This window comes from Maricaulis sp. ABE4_448 (assembly GCF_056160825.1).
In genome coordinates this window covers 512,943-538,336 of sequence record NZ_JBSWXX010000001.1, presented here as the reverse complement: position 1 = coordinate 538,336, position 25,394 = coordinate 512,943, and the positions used below count along the sequence as shown (strand labels likewise).

General features: G+C 65.9%; 20 protein-coding genes. 12 read left to right on the top strand and 8 right to left on the bottom strand.

What is annotated here, in order from left to right; all coding sequences use genetic code 11:
• Window positions 1-54: 54 nt before the first annotated feature.
• Entirely contained in the window at window positions 55-2,358 is a 2,304-nt protein-coding gene (locus ACXAJV_RS02650; protein WP_475081614.1) for a TonB-dependent receptor, read from the bottom strand.
• Entirely contained in the window at window positions 2,355-3,269 is a 915-nt protein-coding gene (locus ACXAJV_RS02645) for an alpha/beta fold hydrolase (protein WP_475081611.1), read from the bottom strand. The genes ACXAJV_RS02650 and ACXAJV_RS02645 overlap by 4 nt, the downstream gene beginning before the upstream one ends.
• A gap of 83 nt (window positions 3,270-3,352) precedes the next feature.
• Here ACXAJV_RS02645 and ACXAJV_RS02640 point away from each other — a divergent pair, with 83 nt between their 5' ends.
• The 6 genes from ACXAJV_RS02640 to ACXAJV_RS02615 are packed head-to-tail and all read left to right on the top strand — an operon-like array spanning window position 3,353 to window position 8,703.
• Window positions 3,353-3,961 carry a TetR/AcrR family transcriptional regulator gene (locus tag ACXAJV_RS02640; protein ID WP_475081609.1) on the top strand — a complete coding sequence of 203 codons (609 nt, stop codon included), beginning with the start codon at window positions 3,353-3,355 and terminating at the stop codon, window positions 3,959-3,961.
• Window positions 3,958-4,749, top strand: coding sequence for an enoyl-CoA hydratase/isomerase family protein (locus ACXAJV_RS02635; RefSeq protein ID WP_475081606.1), 792 nt, complete (start codon window positions 3,958-3,960; stop codon window positions 4,747-4,749). Before ACXAJV_RS02640 ends, ACXAJV_RS02635 begins: the two co-directional genes overlap by 4 nt.
• Before the next feature lie 23 nt (window positions 4,750-4,772).
• Entirely contained in the window at window positions 4,773-6,275 is a 1,503-nt protein-coding gene (locus ACXAJV_RS02630) for an AMP-binding protein (RefSeq protein ID WP_475081605.1), read from the top strand.
• The gene (locus tag ACXAJV_RS02625; RefSeq protein WP_475081603.1) at window positions 6,272-6,649 is read left to right on the top strand and encodes a MaoC/PaaZ C-terminal domain-containing protein; all 378 of its coding nucleotides are present in this window, start codon (window positions 6,272-6,274) and stop codon (window positions 6,647-6,649) included. Before ACXAJV_RS02630 ends, ACXAJV_RS02625 begins: the two co-directional genes overlap by 4 nt.
• Window positions 6,640-7,014: a hotdog family protein gene (locus tag ACXAJV_RS02620; RefSeq protein WP_475081600.1), complete on the top strand. Its 375-nt coding sequence runs from the start codon at window positions 6,640-6,642 to the stop codon at window positions 7,012-7,014. Before ACXAJV_RS02625 ends, ACXAJV_RS02620 begins: the two co-directional genes overlap by 10 nt.
• Before the next feature lie 57 nt (window positions 7,015-7,071).
• Window positions 7,072-8,703: a phytoene desaturase family protein gene (locus ACXAJV_RS02615; protein ID WP_475081597.1), complete on the top strand. Its 1,632-nt coding sequence runs from the start codon at window positions 7,072-7,074 to the stop codon at window positions 8,701-8,703.
• 237 nt (window positions 8,704-8,940) lie between these two features.
• Here the strand turns inward: ACXAJV_RS02615 and ppa are convergent, their stop codons facing one another.
• From ppa to ACXAJV_RS02600, 3 genes are all read right to left on the bottom strand, one after another.
• Entirely contained in the window at window positions 8,941-9,474 is a 534-nt protein-coding gene (gene ppa / locus ACXAJV_RS02610) for an inorganic diphosphatase (protein ID WP_475081594.1), read from the bottom strand.
• A gap of 145 nt (window positions 9,475-9,619) precedes the next feature.
• Window positions 9,620-14,149: a glutamate synthase large subunit gene (gltB, locus tag ACXAJV_RS02605; protein ID WP_475081591.1), complete on the bottom strand. Its 4,530-nt coding sequence runs from the start codon at window positions 14,147-14,149 to the stop codon at window positions 9,620-9,622.
• Window positions 14,146-15,567, bottom strand: a complete 1,422-nt coding sequence (locus ACXAJV_RS02600; protein ID WP_475081588.1) for an NAD(P)-dependent oxidoreductase — start codon at window positions 15,565-15,567, stop codon at window positions 14,146-14,148. Before ACXAJV_RS02600 ends, gltB begins: the two co-directional genes overlap by 4 nt.
• Window positions 15,568-15,975: 408 nt before the next feature.
• Between ACXAJV_RS02600 and moaA the strand changes: the two genes are divergently transcribed.
• The 6 genes from moaA to ACXAJV_RS02570 all read left to right on the top strand — a co-directional run bounded on the left by moaA (window position 15,976) and on the right by ACXAJV_RS02570 (window position 21,885).
• Window positions 15,976-16,995 (top strand): GTP 3',8-cyclase MoaA, encoded by a 1,020-nt coding sequence (gene moaA / locus ACXAJV_RS02595; protein WP_475081586.1) that lies wholly within the window; start codon window positions 15,976-15,978, stop codon window positions 16,993-16,995.
• A gap of 6 nt (window positions 16,996-17,001) precedes the next feature.
• A complete protein-coding gene (locus tag ACXAJV_RS02590; RefSeq protein WP_475081583.1) occupies window positions 17,002-17,253 on the top strand; it encodes a MoaD/ThiS family protein in 252 nt (83 codons plus the stop codon).
• A gap of 1 nt (window position 17,254) precedes the next feature.
• Entirely contained in the window at window positions 17,255-17,743 is a 489-nt protein-coding gene (locus ACXAJV_RS02585; RefSeq protein WP_475081580.1) for a molybdenum cofactor biosynthesis protein MoaE, read from the top strand.
• A gap of 13 nt (window positions 17,744-17,756) precedes the next feature.
• On the top strand, window positions 17,757-18,242 hold the full coding sequence (moaC, locus tag ACXAJV_RS02580) for a cyclic pyranopterin monophosphate synthase MoaC (protein ID WP_475081578.1): 486 nt from the start codon (window positions 17,757-17,759) through the stop codon (window positions 18,240-18,242).
• A gap of 92 nt (window positions 18,243-18,334) precedes the next feature.
• On the top strand, window positions 18,335-20,824 hold the full coding sequence (locus tag ACXAJV_RS02575) for a zinc-dependent metalloprotease (RefSeq protein ID WP_475081575.1): 2,490 nt from the start codon (window positions 18,335-18,337) through the stop codon (window positions 20,822-20,824).
• Window positions 20,821-21,885 (top strand): WD40/YVTN/BNR-like repeat-containing protein, encoded by a 1,065-nt coding sequence (locus ACXAJV_RS02570; RefSeq protein WP_475081573.1) that lies wholly within the window; start codon window positions 20,821-20,823, stop codon window positions 21,883-21,885. Before ACXAJV_RS02575 ends, ACXAJV_RS02570 begins: the two co-directional genes overlap by 4 nt.
• A gap of 48 nt (window positions 21,886-21,933) precedes the next feature.
• Here the strand turns inward: ACXAJV_RS02570 and ACXAJV_RS02565 are convergent, their stop codons facing one another.
• The 3 genes from ACXAJV_RS02565 to ACXAJV_RS02555 all read right to left on the bottom strand — a co-directional run bounded on the left by ACXAJV_RS02565 (window position 21,934) and on the right by ACXAJV_RS02555 (window position 25,122).
• Window positions 21,934-22,599 carry a TorF family putative porin gene (locus ACXAJV_RS02565; RefSeq protein WP_475081571.1) on the bottom strand — a complete coding sequence of 222 codons (666 nt, stop codon included), beginning with the start codon at window positions 22,597-22,599 and terminating at the stop codon, window positions 21,934-21,936.
• Between the two features lie 233 nt (window positions 22,600-22,832).
• Complete coding sequence (locus tag ACXAJV_RS02560; RefSeq protein ID WP_475081568.1) at window positions 22,833-24,185, bottom strand: ammonium transporter family protein; 1,353 nt, start codon at window positions 24,183-24,185, stop codon at window positions 22,833-22,835.
• 562 nt (window positions 24,186-24,747) lie between these two features.
• Window positions 24,748-25,122, bottom strand: coding sequence for a YbaN family protein (locus ACXAJV_RS02555; RefSeq protein WP_475081566.1), 375 nt, complete (start codon window positions 25,120-25,122; stop codon window positions 24,748-24,750).
• Window positions 25,123-25,394: the final 272 nt, after the last annotated feature.

The window sequence follows — 25,394 nt, the reverse complement described above, 5'->3', positions numbered from 1 at the left end:
CAGTCTGGCAGCTTTCGGGCGAGCCGGGGAGGGACCAGCCCGCCCTGGCCGTGCCTAGTAGCGGAACGCGATGGTTCCGGTGATCGTCATCGGATTGCCGTAGTAGGCGGTCAGCGTACCCGCCTGACCCAGCTCCGGTGCGAAGGTCGTGTTGTTGACGAAGTCATAGCCGGCGACGATGTATTCCTCGTCCGTCAGGTTGCGGCCATGAATGCCCAGCTGCCAGCGATCGTCGGCGCTGTCCCACACCACAGAGGCGTTGAACAGCGTGTAGGCTTCCTGGTCGAGCGCCTCGAAGGGCACTTCGAACTGGGTGGAGTCGCCGCGATGGCTCACCGTGCCCAGCATGACCAGGTCACCGCCCGCGAACGGCGTCATGTAGGTCAGCGTGGCGCTGGCCGTCATGTCCGGCGTGTTCTGGATTTCCACATCATTGGAAATGTCGACACCGAAAGCGTTGATGAACTGGTCGTACTCACCGTCCAGAATGCCGACAGCCCAACCCAGATTCAGATTGTCGCCCGGCGTGAAGAGATCGTCGGCAATGTCCAGCATGCCTTCGTATTCGATGCCCTGGATGGTGGCGGCACCAGCATTCGTCGTGACGCCCGTGAAGGTGTCGTTGACGCCGTCATTGTCGGTATCGATACCCACCGAACCGGGCACCTGGACGTCGGTATAGTCCATGTAGAAATAGGCCAGGGCGTGACGATAGCGGCCGTTTTCATACTTCCAGCCGATCTCGTAGCTGTTCACGGTCTCCGGATCGAAGCTCATGAACTCGTAGATTTCCGCTTCGGTGACAGTGCCGTTCTGGTCAAAGTCCGGTGCGCCGCTGGTCTGGGCCCGCGGGTCGAAACCGCCGCCCTTGAAGCCGCGGCTGAAGGTTGCGTAGAAATTATTCTGCGCATCCGGCTGCCAGGCCAGCGAGATCGACGGGCTGAAATCATCCCAGGAATTGGTGCCCTGGAAATCCGACGTCGTCGCGATCGAGAAACCGGCGCCACCGAAATACTCCGAGAAACCGCCCAGATAGGTGCGGCGCAGAACGCGCGAGGTGCGCTCGTCTTCGGTGTAGCGGCCACCGACCGTGAGGCTCAGCTCGTCGGTCAGGTCATAGGTGAAGTTGGCGAACAGCGACCAGGTCTTGGTATCCACATCGCCGAAGGTCTGGGCATTGAGGCCCGCCAGCGTGGTGTCGAGCAGCACGTCGAACACCGTGTAGGCATTGGCGTCGAGATAGTAGTAGCCGATCACACCGTTCAGGCGCTCGCTGGAATAGAGCAGCTGGAGTTCTTCGGAGAACTGTTCGTTCTCGTAGATCGCCGGCACATCGAAATCGCCTTCCGGAAGGCTGTCGAAGTCGATCGGCGTCACCGAGGCATCTTCGCGGCGAGACAGGATGTTGCGGACCGTGAAGTGCTCGTTGATCTCCCACTCGGCGGTCAGCGAAATGCCTTCCGCTTCCACATTCTGTGCCACCACGTCGAGACCGGCGCGCGTATCGAACACGTCATCGAGCACGGGATAGCTCGTCGCATAGCCCGGCGCACTGGGGATCAGACGGTGGCCGCCGCGCGGATTGGATTGGTCTTCCACATGGTCATAGGCGAGACGGAAGAAGAGATCCGGCGTCGGTTCCCATTCCGCACTGACGCGATAACCCAGCACGTCCTTGTTGTAATTGTCCTGGCCGGTATAGAGATTGTCGCCGAAACCGTCGCGCTGCAGGTTGGCTACAGCGGCGCCGACGCGGAAAGTGTCGGTCAGCGGCACGCTGCCGGACACGATCTGGTCAAGCTGGTTGTAGGAACCGACATTGACGCGCGCTTCCAGGGACGGCGCATCCGGATCGAGACGGCTGGTGACGTATTTGACGGCACCGCCGACCGTGTTGCGGCCGTACAGCGTGCCCTGCGGGCCGCGCAGCACTTCGATCCGCTCGACATCATAGATGTCAAGAACGGCCGATTGCGGACGGTTGAGATAGACGTCATCGACATAGATGCCGACACCGGCCTCGAAGCCGGCGACCGGATCCTGCTGGCCGATGCCGCGGATGAAGGCACTCAGGGTCGAGTTGGTGCCGCGGGAGACTTCCAGCGTGACGTTCGGTGTGACTTCCGCCACGGCGGTGATGTCGATGGCCCCCGTGCGCTCGAGCTCGGCGCCGGTCAGCGCGGAGACCGAAAGCGGCACGTCCTGCAGCGTTTCCTCGCGGCGGCGGGCGGTGACGGTGATGACGTCGCGGGTTTCAGCCGCGCCGGCATCGCTCTGGGCCAGGACCGGCGCCGAGATCAGCGCGGCCGAGGCGACCGTGCTCGCAAGGAGGACGGCTTTGGTGATTGTTTTCTTCATGACGAGAAACTCCCCTCGATACTTTTTGGGTGGGTGTCGCCGGCCTGGACCTGGCTGGCGAATTGCTGGACCGCTTCGGCGAACTCTTCGGGTTGCTCGAGATGCGGTGCGTGCCCGGATTGGGCGAAGGCCTTGCCCTGCGCGTTCGGCAAGGTGTCGACGAGATACCGGCTCGTGGCGGGCTTGTAGGCCTGGCTGGCCTCTCCCCAGGTCACGAGAACCGGCAGAGACATGGCGGGCAGGGCCAGACGGAAATCCTGTCCGGCCATGGATTCCCAGAGGGCCGCCATGGCTTCGGCGTCGCACTGGCGCAGTTCCACCAGTACGCGCTGAATGAGATCCGGATCGCGGCTGGCGCGATCACGGGAGAAGATGTGGCGCACAAAGGCGGCCGCATAGGCCGGCCAGTTCGAGCGCATCGCCTCGAGCGCGCGCTGGCTGCCGGCCGTATCCATGCCGCTGGACATGCCCAGCGACCAGTCGTGCGTGTTAAGAATGCGCGGGCTCATATCCTCGACGACGAGGCCGGCCAGTCGGGCCGATCCGTACCGTGCAATCAGGCTCCAGAGCACTTGGGCCCCCATCGACCAGCCCAGCGCGACAACACCGGTCACATCCAGCGCGTCCAACAGCACGACGAGGTCGTCAGCCAGCGCATCGATATCGGGCCGGCCGGGACCGGCCGGTGTCTGTCCGTGGGCCCGCAGGTCCGGAACAATGACGCGGAAATCGTGTTTCAGGAGGTCGACGACGGGATCGAAAAACCGTCCGGAGGCCGCCCAGCCATGCACGAGCAGCAGGACCGGCCCCTGCCCGGTATCCCGGTAGGCCATGTCCGTCCCATCCGGCAGTGCGAGGCTTTTCAGCACCCCGTCACGGCCGGCCGGATTGTCCGAGCGGATATTCAGCACGGTTCCGACAACTCCTGGATCCTCCCCCGGCCTGGCTTTCATGCCATATTGCGTCAGGTGCAATTTTGTGAAAACTGAATCATATGTCAACTTTGAACACGACGACGACGGCGAAAAAGCCGAAGACCGCGCGCGGCCAGCGCACCCGGGCGAAGCTGCTGGATGCGGCTGAAGGGGCTTTCGGGGAAGGCGGATTCCACACCACATCGATCGGCGACATCACACGCCGGGCATCGGTGGCTCTGGGCACGTTCTACGTCTATTTCGATTCCAAGGACGAGATTTTCCGCGCCCTCGTCGCCCATATGGGCGAGATGGTGCGCGGCTGGATTGCCGAACGGGTGAAGGGGGCAAAGGACCGGATGGAGGCCGAGCATCTCGGCCTGGTCGCCTATATCGAATTCGCCCGCGCCCACCCCAATCTCTACCGCATCATCGAGGAAGCCCAGTTCGTCGCACCGGACGCCTACAAGGCCCACTATGACCGGTTTGCAGAACGCTATTGCCGCAATCTGTCCGAGGCCGCCGAGCGCGGCGAGATCCGCGAGGGCGACGAGACGGTGCGCGCCTGGGCGCTGATCGGGATGAGCGTGTTTCTCGGCCTGCGCTATGGCATCTGGGACACAGACAGCAGCGCCGAGGACGTCGCGCGGAAGGCCGCCGACCTGATCCGCCGGGGTCTGGAAGCGTGAGCGCGGCCGCCGCGACATCGACCGGCACGGTCCGGACAGAGGTGCGCGGTGGCGTTCTGCGGCTGGTCCTCGACCGGCCGCACCGGGGCAATGCGCTCGTCCCGGACCTGCTGGACGCCTGTCTCGAAGCGCTGGACACCGCCGGCGATGTCCGCGCTGTCGTGCTGACGGGCGCCGGGCGCGCCTTCTCCTCCGGCGGCGATGTCGGGGAGTTCCGTGCGCGCGCGGACGACCGCGAGGCGCTGCTGGCCTATTCGGAGCGCGTGGTCGGCACGCTGAACCGGGTGATCCTGCGCCTGCGTGCCATGCCCTGCCCGGTCATCGCCGCCGTCAACGGACCGGTGACAGGCGGATCGGTGGGCCTGATGCTCGCCGCCGACATGGTCCTCATGGACGCGTCCGCTTTCATCCAGCCCTATTATGCCCGCATGGGGTTTGCACCGGATGGCGGCTGGACGGCCCTGATGCCGGAGCGTATCGGCTGCGCCCGCACCGCACGCTGGCTCGCCTTCGACGAACGGCTGAGTGCCCGCGAAGCGCTGGCGATCGGTCTTGTCGACCGGGTGGTGGAAACGGGCGGCATGGATGCGGAGACCGACCGGCTGCTCGCTACACTCGAACCGCTGGATCCTGGCCTGGCCCTGACATCCCGGCGCCTGCTCGACGCGCAGATCGCCGGACCGGACCTGGCCGGACGTCTCGACCACGAAAAGCACGAATTTCTAGACCGCATTGCCCGCGAGGACACAAGAGCGCGCATGAACGCTTTCCTCGCCGGCGCGAAATAACATGCCCATTCGGGAGGACTGGCATGGACATACTGACCGATATCACGGCGCGCCGCGCCGCGCTGGCCCCTGACGCGACCGCCTTCCACATCGTGGAAACCGGCGAGACGCTCAGCTATGCGGACCTGGAGCGGCGCAGCGCCTGTGCCGCCAGCCTGCTGGCCGCAGAAGGGATCGATGCGGGCGACCGGGTCGCCATCCTGTGCCGCAACCGGGTCGAGTTTTTCGAGTTGCTGTTCGCCTGCGCCAAGCTGGGTGCCATCCTGGTGCCGCTGAACTGGCGCATGCCGGCCAGCGAGCTGGACGGGCTGGTCGAGGATTGCACGCCCAAACTCATCATCACCGGCGCCGAGGATCGCGAGACCGCCGCCGCCCTGGCCCGCACGCACAGCCTCGCCAGCCTCGATCTGGAAACCGCTTATGCCGGGCGCCGCGATGCGCTGGAGCCCCATGCCGGCCGCACGGCCTGGCCGGGCGAGCAGCCTTGGTATCTGATCTACACGTCCGGCACGACGGGCCGGCCCAAGGGCGTGATCCAGACCTATCGCATGGCCCTGGTGAACGCGATCAATATCGGCCAGGCGATCGGCCTGCGTCCGGGCGATGCAACACTGAACTTCCTGCCGCTCTTTCACACCGCCGGCATCAATCTTCACACCCTCCCGGTGCTGATAAACGGCGGCAAGGTGCACATCCTGCCCGGCTTCGACCCGGCCGCAACGCTGACCCTGATCGATGCCGGCGAGCTGGATGTCTTCATCGGTGTGCCGGCGGTCTATCGCGAACTGACCCTGCATCCCGACTTCGAGACCACCGAGCTGACGCGGCTGCGCCACTGGTCCTGCGGCGGCGCGCCTTTACCGGACGTGCTGGTCGAGACGATGGCGCGCAAGGGGGCGCTGGTGTGCAACGGGTTCGGCATGACCGAGACCGGGCCCACCGCCTTTCTCTCCGACGAGGCCAACGCCCTGCGCAAGATCGGCTCGGTCGGCAAGGCCCAGGTGCTGGTCGAGGCCCGCATCGCCGGACCGGACGGCCGCGCCCTGCCGCCCGGCGAGACCGGCGAGATCCAGTTCTTCGGCCCCGGCCTCACCCCGGGCTACTGGCAGCGCCCGGAGGAAACCGCCGCCCTGTTCACGCCCGATGGCTGGCTGAAGAGCGGCGATCTCGGCCGTTTCGACGATGAGGGCTATTGCTATGTCGCCGGCCGGATCAAGGAGATGTACATCTCCGGCGGCGAGAATGTGTATCCGGCCGAGGTCGAGAACGTGCTCTGCCTCCACCCGGCCGTCCAGGAAGCCGCCGTCGCCGGCGCGCCGGACGAGAAGTGGGGCGAGGTCGGCTGTGCCCATATCATCCTGCGCCAAGGCCAGAGCGCCGACGCCAAAGCCCTGTCGGACTGGTGCCGCGAACGGCTGGCCGCCTACAAGGTGCCGCGTCATTTCCGCTTCACCGACGATCTGCCCCGCACCGCTGCCGGCAAGGTCCAGAAACATCTCCTGCCCGTGCCCGAGGCCCTCACATGAGCTGCCGCGCGACGCTTGAGAAGACCTTCACCCAGGCCGATTTCGACGCTTTCGCCGCCCTCTCCGGCGACGATAATCCGATCCATGTCGACCCGGACTTCTCCGCCCGCACCCGGTTCGGCCGCACCGTCGCGCATGGCGCGCTCCTGTGTTCGGTGCTGCGCGGCCTGGTCGAGGAGATCGTGCCGGGCGGGCGGCAGATCCGCCAGGCGACCATGTATCCCTCCCCCTCGCCCGCCGGTGAAGCCCTGCGCTTTGAAGCCGAGACGACAGCCGAGACCGCGGACCGGATCACGCTCGCCCTCACCGTGACCCGGCTGGCCGATGGCGAAGTGACCTGCCGCGGCGAAACGGAGGTGGCCCCATGCCGCTGAGCGAAGGCCAGAGCGCACAGACCACCCGCTTCTTCACCCGCGCCGATATCGATGCCCTGCAGCGTCTCACGGGCGCGCCCGACAGCGGTGAGAGCGTGCCCGAAGCGCTGATCAACGGGATGTTCTCCTATCTGCTGGGCGTCGACCTGCCCGGCCAGGGCACGAACTATCTCAAGCAGGAAACCGAATTCCTTGCCGATGCGCCGCTGGACGCGCCCGTGACCGCAATGATCGAGATCACCCGCCTGCGGCCGGACAAGCACCTCGTCGACCTCGCAACCACCTGCCGCACGCAGGACGGCACTCTGGTCGCCCGCGGCCGCGCCCTCGTGCTGGCGCGCGATGTCGCCGGCGCCTTTGCCTGACGCCACAACCTTCGCGCGGGATTGCGCTTTTCGCGGCAGCGTGGAAACTCGCCGCCCATGAATACCCAGCCAAAGCCCGCCGCCCGGACCACGCCGGACACCGATATCGTGATGATCGGCGGCGGCCATAACGGCCTCGTCTGCGCCGCCTATCTGGCTGCGGCCGGTCTGAAAGTGACAGTGCTGGAACGGCGCGACGTGCTGGGCGGGGCTGCGGTCACCGAGGAATTCCATCCCGGTTTCCGCAATTCCGTCGCCGCCTACACCGTCTCCCTGCTCAATCCGAAAGTGATCGCCGATCTCGACCTGCACCGGCACGGCCTCAGGATCGTCGAGCGCAAGGTCGGCAATTTCCTGCCGCTGGAAGACGGCTATCTCCTCGCCGGGCCGGGCCTGACGCATGACGAGGTCGCCAAATTCTCCGCCCGCGACGCGGCCCGCCTTGGCGAATATGAAGCGCGTCTGGAGACCATCGCCGACACGCTGCGCCAGCTCGTGCTGGAAACCCCGCCCAATCTGCGCGAGGGCAGCCTGACCGGCGCCCTGCCCGACCTGTTCAAGGCGCTGGGACTGGGCGGCCGGCTGGGCGGGCTGTCGATGACCGCCAAGCGCGACCTGCTGGACCTTTTTTCCAAATCCGCCGGCGACTGGCTGGACGGCTGGTTCGAGAGCGCACCGATCAAGGCATTGTTCGGCTTTGACGGCATTGTCGGCAATTTCGCCAGCCCCTACACGCCGGGCAGCGCCTATGTGCTGCTGCATCATCTGTTCGGCGAGGTGAATGGCAAGAAGGGCGCCTGGGGCCATGCGATCGGCGGTATGGGCGCCATCACCCAGGCCATGGCCGCCTGCTGCCGCGAGTGCGGTGTCGTACTGCGCACCGGCGCCGCCGTGCGCGAAGTGATCGCCGAAAAGGGCCGGGCGCAAGGCGTGGTGCTGGACAGCGGCGAGACGATCCGCGCCCGCGCCGTCGTTTCCAATCTCAACCCGAAACTCCTGTTCGGCGGCACCATGGTCGACGCGGCCCAGCTGCCCGCCGATTTCCGCGAGCGCATCGCCCATTATCGCTGCGGGTCCGGCACCTTCCGGATGAATCTCGCGCTGAAGGACCTGCCGCGTTTCACCGCCCGGCCCGAACCGGGCGATCATCTCACCGCCGGCATCATCATCGCCCCCAGCCTGGACTATATGGACCGCGCCTGGAGCGATGCCCGGCGCGAGGGCTGGTCGCGCGAACCGGTGATCGAGATGCTGATCCCCTCGACGCTCGACGACACGCTCGCCCCGCCGGGACAGCATGTCGCCAGCCTGTTCTGCCAACACGTCGCCCCCGTCCTGCCCGGCGGGCGCGACTGGGACGATTGCCGCGACGCGGTCGCCGATCACATGATCGCCACGGTCGAGCGCTGGGCGCCGGGCTTTTCCGATCTCGTCATAGGCCGGCAAGTCCTGTCACCGAAGGATCTGGAGCGCACATTCGGCCTGGTCGGCGGCGACATCTTCCACGGCGCGCTGAGCCTCGACCAGCTCTTCTCCGCCCGTCCCGTGCTGGGTCATGCCGACCATCGCAGCCCGGTGAAGGGCCTCTACCAGTGCGGCTCCGGCACCCACCCCGGCGGCGGCGTCACCGGCGCCCCCGGCCACAACGCCGCGCGGGAGGTTTTGCGGGATTTCCGGCGGCGGCTGTGAGGTTTTCTTCCCCACGTCAGTGGGGAAGTGGGCCCTCCGTAGCCTTGGCGAAGGAGGGGTCGAAGGGGCGGCGCGAAGCGCCGGAAAATAGAGGCGCCTGGCGCGAACGAACATTCCGCCGCGTACCGCGGCGGCCCCTCCCCCGCTTCGCGGGTCCCCCTCCCCATGAAATGGGGAGGAAACAAAAAAGCCCCGGCCAATCGACCGGGGCTTTTGACTGTCAGTATCGAGTTTTACCTAGGCGTCCGGACCGGCGCGTTCGATCGACTCGAGGATCAGCTGGCGGGCCTTGGCGGCGTCGCCCCAGCCGGTGACCTTCACCCACTTGTTGGGCTCGAGATCCTTGTAGTGCTCGAAGAAGTGCTTGATGCGCATCAACTGCGGCTGGGCGACATCACCGTATTCCTTGATGTCGTCATAGAGCGGCGACAGCTTGTGGTGCGGCACGCACAGGATCTTCTCGTCCAGACCGCTCTCGTCTTCCATCATCAGGACGCCGATCGGACGGGCGCGCACGACGCAGCCCGGCACCAGCGTGGTGTGACCGATGATCATCACGTCGATCGGGTCGCCGTCTTCGGACAGGGTGTGCGGCATGAAGCCATAATTGCACGGATAGCTCATCGGCGTGTGCAGGTAGCGGTCGACGAAGAGCGTACCGGCGTCCTTGTCCATCTCGTATTTGACGGGCTGGCCGCCCACCGGGACTTCGATGATGACGTTGATGTCCTCGGGCGGGTTTTCACCTGCAGAGATTTTGTCGATCCGCATCGCATGCTCCTTACGGCCGGTCGATCGGGGCCAGACGGGCACGCCGGCAAGCCGGAGCGCGAGGCCACGAGAAAAACTGGCGACCTCTTACGCTGTTCCCGGGCGGGAACCAATGCCTTCGCTGCACCGCAATACAGGTTTTTCGTCAGGCCGAGCGGCTCTCATTGGCCGGGGTCAGGCGGACACGTTCCCGCTTGACCACTTCCTCGCCGCGCAGGTGCACGAAATAGCCGCGCTCGGCCTGCCAGGCGGCCAGCAGACGCGCCGCCACGACCGATCCGGTGGCCTTGGCATGGGTCTCGATCAGCGCAAGGCAGCGCTGCTCGGCCTCGCCCTCCAGATCGAAGGCCAGCACGGTTTCCGGGTTGAGCCGGGCATCGAGCCGCCGGTCGGGATCATAGACGAAAGCATCGCCGCCGGTCATGCCGGCCGCGAAATTATCGCCCACCGGACCGAGGATCACAGCCGTGCCGCCGGTCATGTATTCGCAGCCGTTTGTGCCGCAGCCCTCGACCACAGTCTCGGCGCCGGAATTGCGCACGGCAAAGCGCTGACCGGCCCGGCCCGCCGCGAACAGGCGGCCGGAGGTGGCACCGTAAAGACAGGTATTGCCGATGATGGCGTGGGCCTCGTTGGCCGGGCTGGATCCGCCATAGGGCCGCACGATCAGGGTCGCGCCGGACAGGCCCTTGCCGACATAGTCATTGGCATCGCCGTCGAGCTCGATGCGCAAGCCGCGGGCTGCGAACGCCCCCAGCGACTGGCCGGCCGAACCGCGCAGGCGCAGGGTGAGATGGTCCTCGCCCAGCCCGTCCGGACCGAAGCGCGTGACAATCTCCGAGGAGGTGCGCGTACCCACCGTGCGGTCGGTGTTTTTCACCCCGTAATCCAGCTGCATCTTCTCGCCGCGGTCGAAGGCCGGGGCGGCATCGGTGATGATCTGCTCGTCCAGGCTGGGCGTGACTTCATTGCGCTGGCTGCGGGTCGAGCGGGCAGGCCGCTCCACCGCGTCGGCGCGCGACATGATCAGCGACAGGTCGAGATCGTCCAGCGATTCCGAGCCGCGCGAGACCTGGGCGAGCAGGTCCGAGCGTCCGATCACGTCTTCCAGCGAGGCCGCGCCGAGACCCGACAGGGTCTCGCGCACATCCTGCGCCAGGAAGGTCATCAGATTGACCACATGATCCGGGAAGCCGCCGAAGCGGGCGCGCAGATCCTCGTCCTGGGTGCACACCCCGACCGGGCAGGTATTGGAATGGCACTGGCGCACCATCAGACAGCCCAGCGCCAGCAGCGAGGCCGTGCCGATGCCGAATTCCTCGGCGCCGAGCATGGCAGCGATCACCACATCGCGGCCGGTGCGGATCCCGCCATCGGCGCGCAGGGTGACGCGTTCGCGCAGCCCGTTCAGCGACAGCATCTGGTGGGCCTCGGCGAGACCCAGTTCCAGCGGTCCGCCGGCAAACTTGATCGAGGTCAGCGCTGCAGCGCCGGTCCCGCCGACCGAGCCGGAGATGTTGATGATATCGGCATTCGCCTTGGCGACACCCGCCGCGACGGCGCCGACACCGGCGGCCGCCACCAGTTTCACACCGACGCGCGCCTTCGGATTGATCTGCTTGAGATCATAGATCAGCTGCGCCAGGTCCTCGATGGAATAGATATCATGGTGCGGCGGCGGCGAGATCAGGCTGACGCCCGGCGTCGCGTGCCGCATACGGGCGATAAATTCGGTCACCTTGAAGCCGGGCAATTGCCCGCCCTCGCCGGGCTTGGCGCCCTGGGCGACCTTGATCTCGAACTCGCGGCACTGGTTGAGATATTCCGCGGTCACACCGAAACGGCCCGAAGCAATCTGCTTGACCGCCGAATTCATGTTGTCGCCATTGGGCATCGGCTTGTAGCGGACCGGGTCCTCGCCGCCCTCGCCGGACACCGACTTGGCGCCGATCCGGTTCATGGCGACGTTCAGCGCGCCATGCGCTTCCGGCGAAAGGGCGCCCAGCGACATGCCCGGCGTTACGAAACGCCGGCGGATGCCATTGATCGATTCCACCCGGTCGAGCCCGATGCCCGGCCCCAGCGGACGCATGTCGATCAGATCGCGCAGATGGATCGGCCCCTGGGCGGTAACCGCTTCGCGATAACGGCCCCAGGCCGAGACGTCGTTTTCCTTCACGGCGGTCTGCAGCTCGGTGATCACGCGCGCCGACAGGGCGTGCCGGTCGCCGGAGGCCCGCTGGCGGTAGAAGCCGCCGATCGGCAGGCGCGCCGCGCCCGCCCAGGCCTTGCGGTGCAGGTCGACCGTGCGCACTTCCAGACCCGGCAGGCCGATGCCGGAAATCCGGCTGACCACGCCCGGCAGATAGGCTTCCACCAGGGCGCGCGACAGGCCCAGCACCTCGAAATTACAGCCCCCGCGATAAGAGGAGATGATCGAGATACCCATCTTGGACAGGATTTTCAGAAGGCCGCCATCCAGCGCATCCTTCAGCCGGCGCGCCCGGCCCTGGGCCCAGGGGTCGCCGCCCACGGTCTCACGTCCCGCGGTAACCGTGTCGAAGGCGAGATAGGGGTTCACCGTCGTTGCACCGAGGCCGACCAGAACGGCGGCATAATGGGAGTCGAAACACTCCGCCGAGCGCACATTGATCGAACAGAAATTGCGCAGCCCCTCGCGGGTCAGCGTGGAATGCACCGCGCCGGCCACCAGGATCATCGGCAGCGCCGCGCGTTTGTCGTCCTGGCGGTGATCGGTCAGCACCAGATGCGCCGCGCCATCGCGCACAGCGGCGACCGCTTCGGCGATCACACCGTCCAGCGCCTTGCGCAGCGTCTGGCCATTGCCCGTCGCCCCCTCGACCGGCAGCAGGCAGTCGATCTCCTTGACCGCCCCGCCCATATGCTCGCGCCAACGCTCATAGGCGCCATTGGTCAGGATCGGACTGTCGAGCACCAGCACGCTGGCGCGCGCCTCGCCCTGGGCGAGGATATTGCCGAGATTGCGGAAGCGGGTCTTCAGCCCCATCACCCGGCCTTCTCGCAGCGGGTCGATCGGCGGGTTGGTGACCTGGGAGAAATTCTGCCGGAAGAAATGCGAGAGCGGCCGGTAGTTTTCCGACAGCACGGCCAGCGGCGCATCATCGCCCATCGAGCCAACGGCTTCCTTGCCGTCCTCGGCCATGGCGTTCAGCACCAGCTCGATCCCCTCGAAGGAGAAGCCGGCAGCCGCCTGGCGCCGCGTGCGCTCGTCATCGCTATAGGCCTGTGTTTCGGCACCCGGGCCGACCACCGGTTCGATGTCTTCCATCTCGCCCAGCCAGCGCGAATAGGGATGCTGTTCGCTCAGCTCGTCGAGGATTTCCTGCTCGCGATAGAAGCGGCCGTTCTCGATATCCAGCGCGATCAGCCGGCCCGGCGTGATCGAGCCGCGCTCGACAACTTTCGACTGGTCGATCGGCGCCATGCCGGTCTCCGACCCGGCCACCAGCACACCGTCCTCGGTCGTCGCATAACGCATCGGACGCAGCCCGTTGCGGTCCATGCCGGCGATGGCCCAGCGCCCGTCAAAGGCCGCGATCGCTGCCGGCCCGTCCCAGGGCTCCATCACGGCATTGCAGTATTCATACATGCGCGCCCAGCCTTCCGGCATCACATCGGCCCGCTTGGACCAGGCCTCGGGGATGAGGATGGTCTTGGTCATCGGCGCCGAGCGTCCGGCCCGCACCAGGATCTCGAAGGCCTGGTCGAGCGCGGCGCTGTCCGACGCGCCCGGCTGGATCACCGGCCGCACATCGCGCTCCTCGCCCGGGAAGGCGGTCTCGGCGATGTGGATCTCGTGGCTCTTCATCCAGTTGGTATTGCCGCGGATCGTGTTGATCTCGCCATTGTGCGCCAGCATGCGGAAGGGCTGGGCCAGGCGCCATTCCGGGAAGGTGTTGGTGGAATAGCGCTGGTGGAAAATGGCGAAGGGCGAGATGAAGTCGCGGTGCCGCAGATCGTGGAAGAAACCGTCAATGTCCTGGGCGCGGAACAGGCCCTTGTAGATTACGTCGCGCGAGGACAGGGAGCAGACATAGAGGTCGCGCAGATTCTCCTCGCGCGCGCGCCGCTCGATGCGCCGGCGCACGATGTAGAGCATGCGCTCGACCGTATCGATGTCGCGGCCCCGCGGATCGCGGAACAGGACCTGTTCGATTTCCGGCAGGGTGGCGCGCGCCTTGTCGCCCAGCACGGAGGTGTCGACCGGCGGCTGGCGCCAGCCATAGAAGGCAAACCCCTCGCGCAGGATTTCCGCCTCGATGATCGCGCGGGCGCGTTCGCGGGCGGCAAAATCGGTGCGCGGCAGGAAGACCATGCCGACGATGACATCGCCGCGCTCCGGCTCGTGACCGGTACGGGCGACGGCTGCCTTGAAGAAGTCCTGGGGCACGCCGACACGCAGACCGGCCCCGTCGCCGGTCAGACCGTCGGCATCGACCGCGCCGCGGTGCCAGACCGCTTTGAGGGCGTCGATGGCCAGTTCCACAATGTCGCGGCGGGCACGGCCCTGCATGTCGGCGATCAGGCCGACGCCGCAGGCATCGCGCTCGTCTTCCGGACGCCACAGACCCGTGCTTTCAAGCAGGGACAAGCCGGCCCGCGTGCGGGCCTCATTCCAGCTTTGGTGTGTCATTCGGCAGCTCCCAGAACCTGAAGGCGGTTCGACAGATAGCTCTCGATCGAGCGGGCGGCATCCATGCCGTCGCGGATCGCCCAGACGACCAGTGAGGCGCCGCGATGCAGGTCGCCGGCGACGAAAACACCGTCCAGGCTGGTCATCTTGGTGGCCATATCGCCATCGATCCGGCCATCCCGGTGCGTTTCCAGATCCGGCGCCTCGAACAGCGCCGGAATGTCTTCCGGCGAAAAGCCCAGGGCCGAGATCACCATGTCGGCGCCGACATCGAAGGTGCGGCCCGGTTCCGGCTCCGGTGCACGGCGGCCGGACACGTCCGGCGCGCCCAGGCGCATGCCCTGTACGCGCACCGCGGTGATGGCCTCGCCCTTGGTCAGCACGGCCAGCGGCGAGGACAGCCATTCGAACACGACACCCTCTTCCTCGGCATGTTTCACCTCGCGGGCCGAGCCCGGCATGTTCTCGCGGTCGCGGCGGTAAAGACAGGTCACGGAGGCGGCCCCCTGGCGCACGGCTGTGCGCACGCAGTCCATCGCCGTGTCACCGCCGCCGATCACCACGACGCGCTTGCCCTTTGCCGACAGCTGGTCGCCGCTGTCCGGCGCATCGCCCAGATCATTGCGATTGGAGCGGGTGAGATAATCCAGCGCCGCGATGACACCATCGCCCGCCCCCGGACAGGTCAGCTGCCGCGCGGCATAGACGCCGGTGGCCAGCAGGACGGCGTGATGCTCATTGCGCAGATCGGCCAGCGTCGCATCGCGGCCGACCTCGAAACCGGTACGGATATCCACGCCGGCTTCAGCCAGCCGGTCGAGCCGGCGCTGCACGACGGCCTTGTCCAGTTTGAAGCCGGGAATGCCGTACATCAAAAGCCCGCCGGCGCGGTCGGAGCGTTCGTAGACCGTGACCTCATAGCCGCATTCGCGCAGCTTCTCCGCGGCGGCCAGCCCGGCCGGGCCGGAGCCGACAATGCCGACGCTCGCGCCCCGCGGCGCGCCGGGGCGGATCGGCTTCACCCAGCCTTCTTTCCAGGCCGTGTCGGTGATGTATTGCTCGACCGCGCCGATGGTCACGGCACCATGGCCGGACTTCTCCACCACGCAGGAGCCTTCGCACAGGCGGTCCTGGGGACAGATGCGGCCGCAGATCTCCGGCATGGTCGAGGTCGCCGAGGAGATCTCGTAGGCTTCTTCCAGCCGCCCCTCGCCCGCCAGCATCAGCCAGTCGGGAATGTTGTTGTGAAGCGGGCAGCCGGACTGGCAGAAGGGAATGCCGCATTGCGAACACCGCGACGCCTGGTCCTTTGCCTTCACAGGGTCGAACGGACGGTAGATCTCGTCGAAATCATGCCGTCTTTCCGCCTCGGAACGCTTCTCCGGATAGGCCTGGTCGATGTCTACAAATCTCAGCAAGCGATGCCCCTCATCTGGTCACGAATTCGCTAGTGCAGCACAGACCCCGCCGCCGCACAAGATGGCGACCACGCGACCCTTTAGCACTTTTTGCCCGATATCCCGATTTGAAGGGATGCTTATGCCTTGTCAGAAACGCAACAGCACATCAACTGCAAATTTATTCCCCGCTCCGGCGGGCGACGCTGCGGCGCAACACAACAGGGTTGGGCAAATCCGCGATCACAAAGAACAATCGTTGAAACTTATCCCCGGTCACACCAGATCATGCGAGAATGGCGGTGCGCGCCGGAAAATCCTTCGGCGCGATCACACTTGCCGGAGGACGGCATGAGGCCGGTCGTCAATCGCCGGCGCACCCGATAGGGTCATGACCGGACACTCAAGCCAGAGCGAAAGACACAGGATTTGGACCGCACCCCCGCCTTTATCCCCGCCAGCGAGACGCTGACCGACCGTTTCGGCCGCCGGATCGAGTATCTGCGTCTGTCGGTGACCGACCGCTGCGACCTGCGCTGCGTCTACTGCATGGCGGAACGGCCGGACTTTCTGCCCAAATCCCAACTTCTGACGCTGGAAGAGCTCACCATTGTCGCGGAAACCTTCATCCGCCGCGGCATCCGGAAAATCCGCATCACCGGCGGCGAGCCGCTGGTCCGGCGCGATGTCGTCCGGCTGATCGAGAATCTCGGCGAGCACGTCGGCGGCGGGCTCGACGAACTCACCCTGACAACGAACGCAACGCAGCTGGAACGTCACGCCAATGCGCTCGCTATGTCGCACCTGTGTCGCATCAATGTATCACTTGATACACGCGATCGTGACAGGTTTGCGCGCCTCACCCGGGGCGGCGACATCGCCTGTACACTCAGGGGGATCGAGGCCGCACGACGCGCCGGAATCGGCATCAAGATCAACACGGTCGCCCTCAAGGGCGAAAACGAGGACGAAATTCCGGCGATGATCGAATGGGCCCATGACCAGGGCTTCGACCTCACCCTGATCGAGGTCATGCCGGTCGGGGATGTGGGATCGGACCGCGCCGACCAATTCCTGCCGCTCACCGCGATCCGCGACCGTCTGGAAGCCCGCTGGACGCTGACCGATCTGCCCGACAGCACAGGCGGTCCGGCCCGCTATGTGCGCGTTGCCGAGACCGGCGGGCGGGTCGGCTTCATCACGCCCCTGACTTCGAATTTCTGTGCCGGCTGCAACCGGATCCGCATGACCTGCACCGGCACGCTGCACACCTGCCTGGGCCATGATGACGATCTCGACCTGCGCGGCGCCCTGCGCACCGGCGGCCCCGATGCGGTCGACCGGCTGATCGACACCGCGATGGCGATCAAGCCGGAAGCTCATGATTTCTCGATTGCACGCGGCAAAACACCGGCCGTTGCCCGCAACATGGCCCGCACAGGAGGCTGACCGCGCATGCAGATCACCGTCAGATATGTCGCCGCCCTGCGCGACCGGATGGGCCGCCCCGGCGAGACGCTCGACCTGCCGGAGGGCGCCGCCGACAGCGAGGCCGTGATCGCCCGCCTGCGCGAAACCGATACCGCCGCCGAAGCGCTGGCGCACCCCTCAGTCCGGCTGATCCTGAACGACGCCATCGTGCCACGCCCGGCCGCACTGGCCGACGGTGATGTACTGGCCTTCTGCCCGCCCTTCACGGGAGGCTGAGATGGCGCGCATCGACGAAGGCATCATCGACACGGGCATATTGGACACCGCACTCGATCCGGCTGCCGAGCTGGCGCGCCTGGCCGGTGCGGATTTGTCTGCCGGCGGTGTCGCCAGCTTTCTCGGCCAGGTACGCCAGGAAGACGGGCTAACCGCGCTTGAACTGGAACACTATCCCGGCGTCACAGATCAGGCCCTCGCTCGGATCGCGCAGACCGCCGCAGAGCGCTGGCAGCTGGACCGGGCCGTGATCCACCACCGTGTCGGCCGCATGATACCGGGCGAGCCGATCGTCTTCGTCGGCGCCACCGCCCCCCATCGCCTGGCCGCACTCGACGCGGTCGGCTATATGATCGACCTTCTCAAGACCGAGGCGCCGTTCTGGAAACGCGTGCACACAGACAGCGGCAGCCACTGGATCGATGCGGCAGATACCGATCGCCGGGCCACCGATTTCTGGCTCGACCAGATGGCCAGCGAAGACGCATAGGAGCACGGGCGCGATGAGCGGACTGACCCATCAGGACAAGGACGGACGTGTGCGCATGGTCGATGTCGGCAACAAGCCCGTCTCGGCACGTCTCGCCATCGCCTCGGCCCGTGTCCTCATGAACCAGGCAGCCTTCACGGCGATCCGCGACGGGGCCGGCCCCAAGGGCGACGCGATCCGGACAGCCGAACTGGCCGGCATCATGGCATCCAAGCGCACCGCCGACCTGATCCCGCTCTGCCATCCCCTGCCCCTCACCCGCGCCCGCGTCGCCATCGAACCGGACAATGACGCGCAGGCCTTTCTGGTCCGGGCCGAAGTCGCGACCGACGGTAAGACCGGTGTCGAGATGGAGGCGCTGACAGCCGCCTCTGTGGCGGCGCTGACGCTCTATGACATGGCCAAGGCGCTCGACAAGGCGATCCGCATCACCGACCTCCAGCTCGAGGAAAAGCGCGGCGGCAAGTCCGGCGACTATGTCCGCGGCACCGCAGACTGATCCGTGCCGGACCCGGCGTGCGGTCATGGTGACAGGTGTCCGGCCAGTCGCTAGCGTGAGCGGCAAACAGGGGATCAGGAGACTTCAAGATCATGAAAACCGTTAGCCTTTGGCGCGCCGCCGGATGCGCGCTCGCCTTCGCCATGGCCCCGGCCGCCCTCGCCCAGGACTGGTCGGATGAGACCGATGGCCTCGAGCGCCGCGACGGCTTCTTCCCGCTGCATGTCGATACCGCTGACGGCCGCATCCTGGCGGAGTTCTCCGAACAGGAAGACGGCTCGCTGGGCCGCATGATCTACACCGCCCGCCTGACATCCGGCCTCGGCTCCAACCCGGTCGGTCTCGACCGCGGTCTGGGCACCTCGTCCGAGATCCTGCGCTTCTTCCGCGTCAATGACCGCGTCTTCGCCGAGTTCGAAAACACCGGCTACCGCACGCTCGGCGCCGGCCCCGACGAAGCCCGCGCGACCCGCCAATCCTTCGCGCGATCGGTCATCTGGAGCACCGATATCGTCGCCGAGGATGGCGAGCGCGTGCTGATCGACCTCTCCGGCTTCCTGACCCGCGACCCGGTCGGCACGGCCGGTCAGCTGTCCGATACCGGCCAGGGCAATTTCTCCATCGACCATGACCGCAGCGCGCCGCTGACCGACCAGGCGCTGGCCTTTCCGCTGAATGTCGAGATCGACGCCCTCCTGACCCTCTCCGGCGGCGATCCGGGATCGGAAGTCCGCGCCGTCACACCCGATCCGCGATCGGTGACGCTGACCGTGCACCACTCCTTCTCGGCCCTGCCCGAGGCCGGCCAGGAAATCCGCGTGGCGGATGACCGCTCCGGCGCGATCACGCTCGACTTCTACGACATGGCCGCACCGCTCGACGAACCGGTCCGCCGGTCCTACGCGATCCGGCACCGGCTGGAGCGTGTCGACCCGACCGCCGAAAGCGGCCCTGTGGTCGAACCCATCGTCTACTATCTCGACCGCGGCACACCGCCCCTGATCCGCGACGCCCTCATCGAAGGCGCGTCCTGGTGGGCCGAGGCCTTCGAGGCTGCCGGCTATGAAGACGCTTTCCGGGTCGAGCTCCTGCCCGAAGGCGCCCACCCGCTGGATATCCGCTACAACATCATCCAGTGGGTGCACCGCCAGACCCGCGGCTGGTCCTATGGGGCATCGGTCGTCGATCCGCGGACCGGCGAAATCATCAAGGGGCATGTCATCCTGGGCAGCCAGCGCGTGCGGCAGGACCGGATGATCTTCGAAGGCCTGCTCGGCGCCGACGGCACCGGCTCCGGGGCTGCAGACGATCCGCTCGAACTCGCCCTGGCCCGCATCCGCCAGCTCTCCGCCCACGAGGTCGGCCACACGATCGGCCTTGCCCACAACTTCGCGGCCTCGGTTTCGGACCGGGCCTCGGTGATGGATTACCCGGCCCCGCTCGTGACGCTGGACAATGCCGGCGAGATCGACACCTCACACGCTTACGACACCGGCATCGGCGAATGGGACAAGGTGGCGATCACCTGGCTCTATGGCGAATTCGGCGATGGCGCCACCGAAGCCGCCGCGCTGGATCGCATCCTCACCGAGGCCCGCGCCGACGGTCTGCTCTACATCACCGACCGCCATGCCCGCGGCAATGACAGCGCCCACCCCCAGGCCAATCTCTGGGACAATGGCGCCGATGCAGCGGAGAGCCTGACGGAAACCCTCGCCGTCCGCGCGGCCGCGCTCGAGGCTTTCGGGCCGCAAGTGCTCGCCGAAGGCCTGCCCGCCAGCTCGCTGCGCGACGTGTTCTCGCCGATCTATCTCTACCATCGCTACCAGGTCGAAGCGGCCGCAAAGGCAATCGGCGGCGTGGTGTTCGACTATGAACTCAACAGCGGTAGCCAGAACGGGCTGCGCCCGGTCGCAGCCGCAGACCAGCGCCGCGCAGTGGATGCACTTCTGGCGACGCTCGACCCGCAAACGCTGGACATATCCGACCGCACCCTGGCGCTGATGGCCCCGTCCCCCTTCTCCGACTATGACGCGGCCGCAACACGCGAACTGTTCGACAGCCCGGCATATCCGGCCTTCAGCCGCACGGCCGCCGCCGGCGCCGCTGCGCGGATCAGCCTCGACGCCATGCTGGCACCGGGACGCATGGCCCGCCTCGCCGATCAACACGCGCGCGACAGCGGTCAGATGTCGCCGGCAGACCTGTTCGACCGGATCGAAGCCCAGCTCATGCAGACCCCGCGCGGGGAAGCCGGCCGCCTGCAGCCGGTCCGTTTCGCGATCCAGACCGAGTATGCCGACCAGCTGCTCGACCTGGTCGCCCAGGGCTCGCCGGCCGTTGCCGCACTGGCCCGCCAGCGTCTGGAAGCCCTGACCGCCGAAGCCCCCGGCCGGCGCGATAGCGGCGCCGACGCGGCACATCGTCTCTGGCTCGCCCGAGCGATCGAGGCCGGCCTTGACCGGTTCGACCGTGGTGAAACGCCCAGCCTGACCAGCACCGATATCCCGCCGGGCAGCCCGATCGGTGCCGACACGTGCTGGCATTGTGACAGCGCCACGCTGCTGGGGCTCAGCGAGTGAAACCGCTCGGCCCATTCCTGGCAGCGACTGCGCTCTTATCGGCGGGCGGCTGCTCACCCGGCGGCCCGCCGCCGGCCCGTCTGGATGCGCAGGTGATTGCCCAGAACAGCGGGACCAGCGCCAGCTTGCGCGGCCTTTCAGTGGTCGACGCACAGACGGCCTGGATCGGCGCCCCCGACGGGCAGGTCCTGCGCACGACCGATGGCGGTACGAACTGGACGCTGGCCCGTATTCCGGGTGCCGAAGGGCTGGACCTGCGCTCGGTTCACGCTTTCAGCGCTGACCGGGCCCTGTTCTTCACGGCCGGACAACCCGCGCGCCTCTATCTGACCGAAGACGGCGCCACGAGTTTCGAGACGGTCTGGGAGGACCCGACCGGTGAAGCCTTTTTCGACGGGCTGGACTTCTGGAACGATCTTTACGGGATTGCCTTTTCCGACCCGGTCGATGGACGTTTCCTGATCCTGTTGACCGGCGATGGCGGCGAGACCTGGCGGGCCGTCGAGAACGCGCCGGAAGCCCTGGACGGCGAAGCCGGCTTTGCCGCATCCGACAGCGCCATGACCCTGACGCCGTCCGGCTGCGCCTTTATCGGCACCGGCGGTGGCGCCACAGCACGCATGCTGCGCAGTTGTGACTTCGGAGAAAGCTGGGGTGTCACCGATACGCCGCTGGCTGCAGGGCAGCCCAGTGCCGGCGTCTTCTCCATCGACGCCACCGGCGAGCGCATCGTCATTGTCGGCGGAGATTTCTCCGCTGAGGCCGACCGGACCGGCAATTTCGCCTGGTCCGACGATGGCGGAAACAGCTGGGACGGCGCCCTGGAAGCGCCGCTTGGCTATCGCTCTGCTGTCACGCATGTGCCGGGGCATCCCGATGTTCTGATCGCGACCGGCCCCAATGGCACGGATGTTTCCCGCAATAGCGGCGAGATCTGGGTGTCCTGGGAGGCGCTGGAAGGCCATCACGCGATTGCCTTTGCGGCAGACGGCACGGCCGGCTGGGCGATTGGCCCCGAAGGGCGGATCACGCGGATCGAATTGGGATCCGATCCTGGCTGAGCCGATTATAGAGGGTTGCGGGCAGGACAGGCCTGCCCGCCATCCGCCTCATCCGCCGAAGGATTGAGAGATGGTCGCGAAAATACCGTCATCTCCGCCATCGGAAGCGCTGAAATAGCGCAGATCCCAGCCGATATTCTCGAACACCGTACCGGAGATCCCGAGCTGGTAGTCCTCGTAATCCGCCGAGGACAGGTCGTCGAACCGGCTTGCACCAATGCGCGCATCGATCGAAACAGTGTCATTGATCGGCAGAGCGACACCAGTCGACACGTACCAGCCGGGACCGATCTCACCGTAGAATTCGGGCGAATACGCCAGGCTGGCATCCCATTCGAGGGGACCGAGCGCGTGGCTCAGTCCACCGTAGATCTCGAGAAAGTTCTGACCATCGGGGCTGTCAGGATAGAGATAATAGATGCCACCAACGTCAAAGCCGAAGCCTGCGGCCTCCCAGCTCTGTCCGATGTAGAGATCCAGTTCCATGGTCGTATCGTCGGAGAAGTCGACACTCGAACCCCAGACACCGGCGTACAGACCGCTTTCGTCTGACACGTCAAACCCGCCGGAGATTGCCGGACCGTTGTCGGTCTGGGAGATACCGCGGAAAACATAGTTGGTGGTAAGGGCGACATTACCCTCGATGGTCTGGGCCACCACAGGCCCCGTCAGCACTGTCAAGGCCAGGGCGGGCGTCAGGAATTTCGTTTTCATCTCGTTTCTCCTCGTTGATGTTCAAGCCTTGCTCGGCGGGCCGATGGCCGGACGCGAGCGCAGCATTGCGGGTGCGCGCAGCTGGACTGGCGCGGATTTCAGGGGCCGCGGCGGTCCGGGTCGGGACCGGAAGGTGTCCGCGGGATTTCGGGTTTGGGGTTCGGTCGGGTCGGCCCCGGGCAGACCGGCCGGTTCGGCGACCGCGAGGGCCACCTCACCAGCCGGCATCCCCGCTACTCGGCCGGGGCCGGCGGCTTTCCCGGGTCGATCGCGGCGAAGATCGATCCCGCCGGATGGCCCAGCTCGGACAGATCGCCGCCGACATTCTCGGCGTCCGGCGACAGGCGGATGCCTACCGTGATCTTCAGGATCAGCCAGACCACGAAGCTGGACAGGAAGACGAAGGCACCGATGGCACCGACGCCGACCGCCTGCCCGAAGAAGGACGCATCCGGGTTGGTCAGCGGAACCGCCATCGTTCCCCAGATGCCGGCGAAGAGGTGGACCGGAATGGCGCCCACCACGTCGTCAATGCGCACGGCCTCCAGGAATTTGGCACCGAAGGTCGCGATCACAGAACCCACCGCGCCGATGGCAATCGCTTCGAGGATGGTCGGCGTCAGGGGTTCCGCCGTGATCGAGACCAGGCCCGCCAGGGCGCCGTTGAGGCAGTAGGCGAGATTCGCCTTGCCACCGCCGAGCAGCATGGAGAGGAGATAAGCCGTCACCACACCGGCCGCGGCCGCCATATTCGTATTGGCAAAGATCTGGGATATCGCGACCGCGTCGACCGCCGAACCCATCGCAAGCTGGGAGGCTCCGTTGAAGCCGAACCAGCCGAACCAGAGGATAAACGTCCCCAGCGTGGCAAGCGGCAGGGAGGATGGCACCATCGGCGTCGCATTCGGACCAAACCGGCCAGTCCGGGCACCCAGCAGGATCGCGCCCGCGAGTGCAGCCCAGCCGCCGGTGGAGTGAACCAGCGTCGATCCGGCGAAGTCGGAGAAGCCGAAGTCGCTGTCGAGCCAGCCAGCACCCCATTCCCAGGAGCCCTGGATCGGGTAGATCACGCCGGTCAGCACCACGACGAAGATGAAGAAAGGACCCAGCTTGACCCGTTCCGCGATCGTGCCGGACACGATCGAGGCCGCGGTCGCGACAAACACCATCTGGAAGAACCAGTCAGACGCTGCAGCATAGCCGGTCTCGAGCGAGATCTCGGCATCGCTGGCAATTTCGGACGGCCCCCAGATCGCCGGCATTCCGAACCAGGGCGTCTCCCCGCCATACATCACCTGATAGCCGACCAGATAGAACATGAGGCCCGCAATCGAGTAGAGCGCGATATTCTTCAGACAGATCGCGGCGGCGTGCTTGGTGCGCACGAAGCCGACTTCCAGCATCGCGAACCCTGCCGCCATAAGCATGACCAGGAAGCCGCCGATCAGGAAAAGCAGCGTATTGAAAACGAATGCGGTTTCTTCGGACACCTCAGCCTGGGCAGGTCCGGAGACCAGGGCACCAGCCGCCAGCGCGACAAGCGCGCCGCCTAGAAATGTCTTGTGTGTCTTTGTTGTGCCAATCATTGGGATCCCCCCGCTCTGGCAACCATCCCTTGAACCGCCTGCGGGTGAGCCTCGCGCACCGGTCGCATGCGGTGAAACCGTTCTTGATTGAACAGTCCGCTTGTTCGACTCGGATCTGACTTGTGCACGAATATTGCGCGCAATGACGAAACCTGTGCCTCGCCGGGCAAGTTGATCCCCACCACCCTCGGGCAGTGACGGACCCCATCTACGCGCTCTGTGATGCGGCCGCGCTTCGGCGGCTCCTTATTTGACAACCCTATGACACCGAATGCTGCACTGCAACATTTTTCTTCTGCGACCAGAAAGTGAAATATTTTTGGGGAATACCGGTGTTTTCTCTGTATTTCCGGGAAATTTTCCCGTTCCGGGGAAAAGGGCTGGCGGCCGCAGCCGCCAGCAGTTCAATCCACAGAGTCGCGACATGATCGGATGCCGCAGGGAAATCAGCGGCCCCCGCACCAACAGCGGTCAACCAGATTCAAGCAATTTTTTACCGCACCACCGCCATTGCCCGGAATTGAGACAGGCTGCCCGGATTTCGAGCAAAATGAACAAGGTATCAGCTTTCCGGACGCCGCGGACCGTCCGGACGGGTGAGAATGAAGGTCGCGGATGCGCCCAGAACCAGCGCCTGGATCATCAGCAGGCGGGGGCCGACACCAACAGCCCAGCTGACCAGAAGGGCCACCAGCATGGCGGCGACGGCGAGCAGTTTGGAGCGGCGGTCAATTCCGCCATGCTCCCGCCAGTTCCGGATCATCGGGCCGAAATGCCTGTGATCGACCAGCCAGTCATGTAGCCGCTGCGAGCTCCGCGCGAAGGCGAAGACCGCCAGAAGGAGGAAGGGTGTCGTCGGCAAAAGGGGGAGCGCGGCACCGGCAATTGCCAGTCCGACGCACACACCTCCGAATGCCAGCCACAACAAGCGAACCATAATGCGTCAGCCTACCGCGAAACGCACGATTCTGCGTCTTGAAATTCCATTGCGCAGGAGCTCTCGCCTTCGCTGTTTTTTGCTCACACTAACCCCGATATGCGATTTGACGCAGAAATTTTCCAATCGAGGGGTTGCAATCATTATCGAGTGCGGTCACGCTGCAGCGCAATAGGAAACGGGAACACCCCTGTCATGTCGATGAACGCCATTGCCCAGCCGGTTCTTCCGGCCGCCGCCCTAGAAGGCGCGCGGGCAGGTTCGCTCGGCCT

What these genes read in the sequence shown, in the direction of transcription:
- ACXAJV_RS02560 (WP_475081568.1), bottom strand. Translation starts at nt 24,185, where the DNA reads ATGATTGGCACAACAAAGACACACAAGACATTTCTAGGCGGCGCGCTT.
- ppa (WP_475081594.1), bottom strand. Translation starts at nt 9,474, where the DNA reads ATGCGGATCGACAAAATCTCTGCAGGTGAAAACCCGCCCGAGGACATC.
- ACXAJV_RS02575 (WP_475081575.1), top strand. Translation starts at nt 18,335, where the DNA reads ATGAAAACCGTTAGCCTTTGGCGCGCCGCCGGATGCGCGCTCGCCTTC.
- ACXAJV_RS02565 (WP_475081571.1), bottom strand. Translation starts at nt 22,599, where the DNA reads ATGAAAACGAAATTCCTGACGCCCGCCCTGGCCTTGACAGTGCTGACG.
- ACXAJV_RS02555 (WP_475081566.1), bottom strand. Translation starts at nt 25,122, where the DNA reads ATGGTTCGCTTGTTGTGGCTGGCATTCGGAGGTGTGTGCGTCGGACTG.
- ACXAJV_RS02615 (WP_475081597.1), top strand. Translation starts at nt 7,072, where the DNA reads ATGAATACCCAGCCAAAGCCCGCCGCCCGGACCACGCCGGACACCGAT.
- ACXAJV_RS02620 (WP_475081600.1), top strand. Translation starts at nt 6,640, where the DNA reads ATGCCGCTGAGCGAAGGCCAGAGCGCACAGACCACCCGCTTCTTCACC.
- moaC (WP_475081578.1), top strand. Translation starts at nt 17,757, where the DNA reads ATGAGCGGACTGACCCATCAGGACAAGGACGGACGTGTGCGCATGGTC.
- ACXAJV_RS02590 (WP_475081583.1), top strand. Translation starts at nt 17,002, where the DNA reads ATGCAGATCACCGTCAGATATGTCGCCGCCCTGCGCGACCGGATGGGC.
- gltB (WP_475081591.1), bottom strand. Translation starts at nt 14,149, where the DNA reads ATGACACACCAAAGCTGGAATGAGGCCCGCACGCGGGCCGGCTTGTCC.
- ACXAJV_RS02625 (WP_475081603.1), top strand. Translation starts at nt 6,272, where the DNA reads ATGAGCTGCCGCGCGACGCTTGAGAAGACCTTCACCCAGGCCGATTTC.
- ACXAJV_RS02630 (WP_475081605.1), top strand. Translation starts at nt 4,773, where the DNA reads ATGGACATACTGACCGATATCACGGCGCGCCGCGCCGCGCTGGCCCCT.
- ACXAJV_RS02585 (WP_475081580.1), top strand. Translation starts at nt 17,255, where the DNA reads ATGGCGCGCATCGACGAAGGCATCATCGACACGGGCATATTGGACACC.
- ACXAJV_RS02650 (WP_475081614.1), bottom strand. Translation starts at nt 2,358, where the DNA reads ATGAAGAAAACAATCACCAAAGCCGTCCTCCTTGCGAGCACGGTCGCC.
- ACXAJV_RS02640 (WP_475081609.1), top strand. Translation starts at nt 3,353, where the DNA reads ATGTCAACTTTGAACACGACGACGACGGCGAAAAAGCCGAAGACCGCG.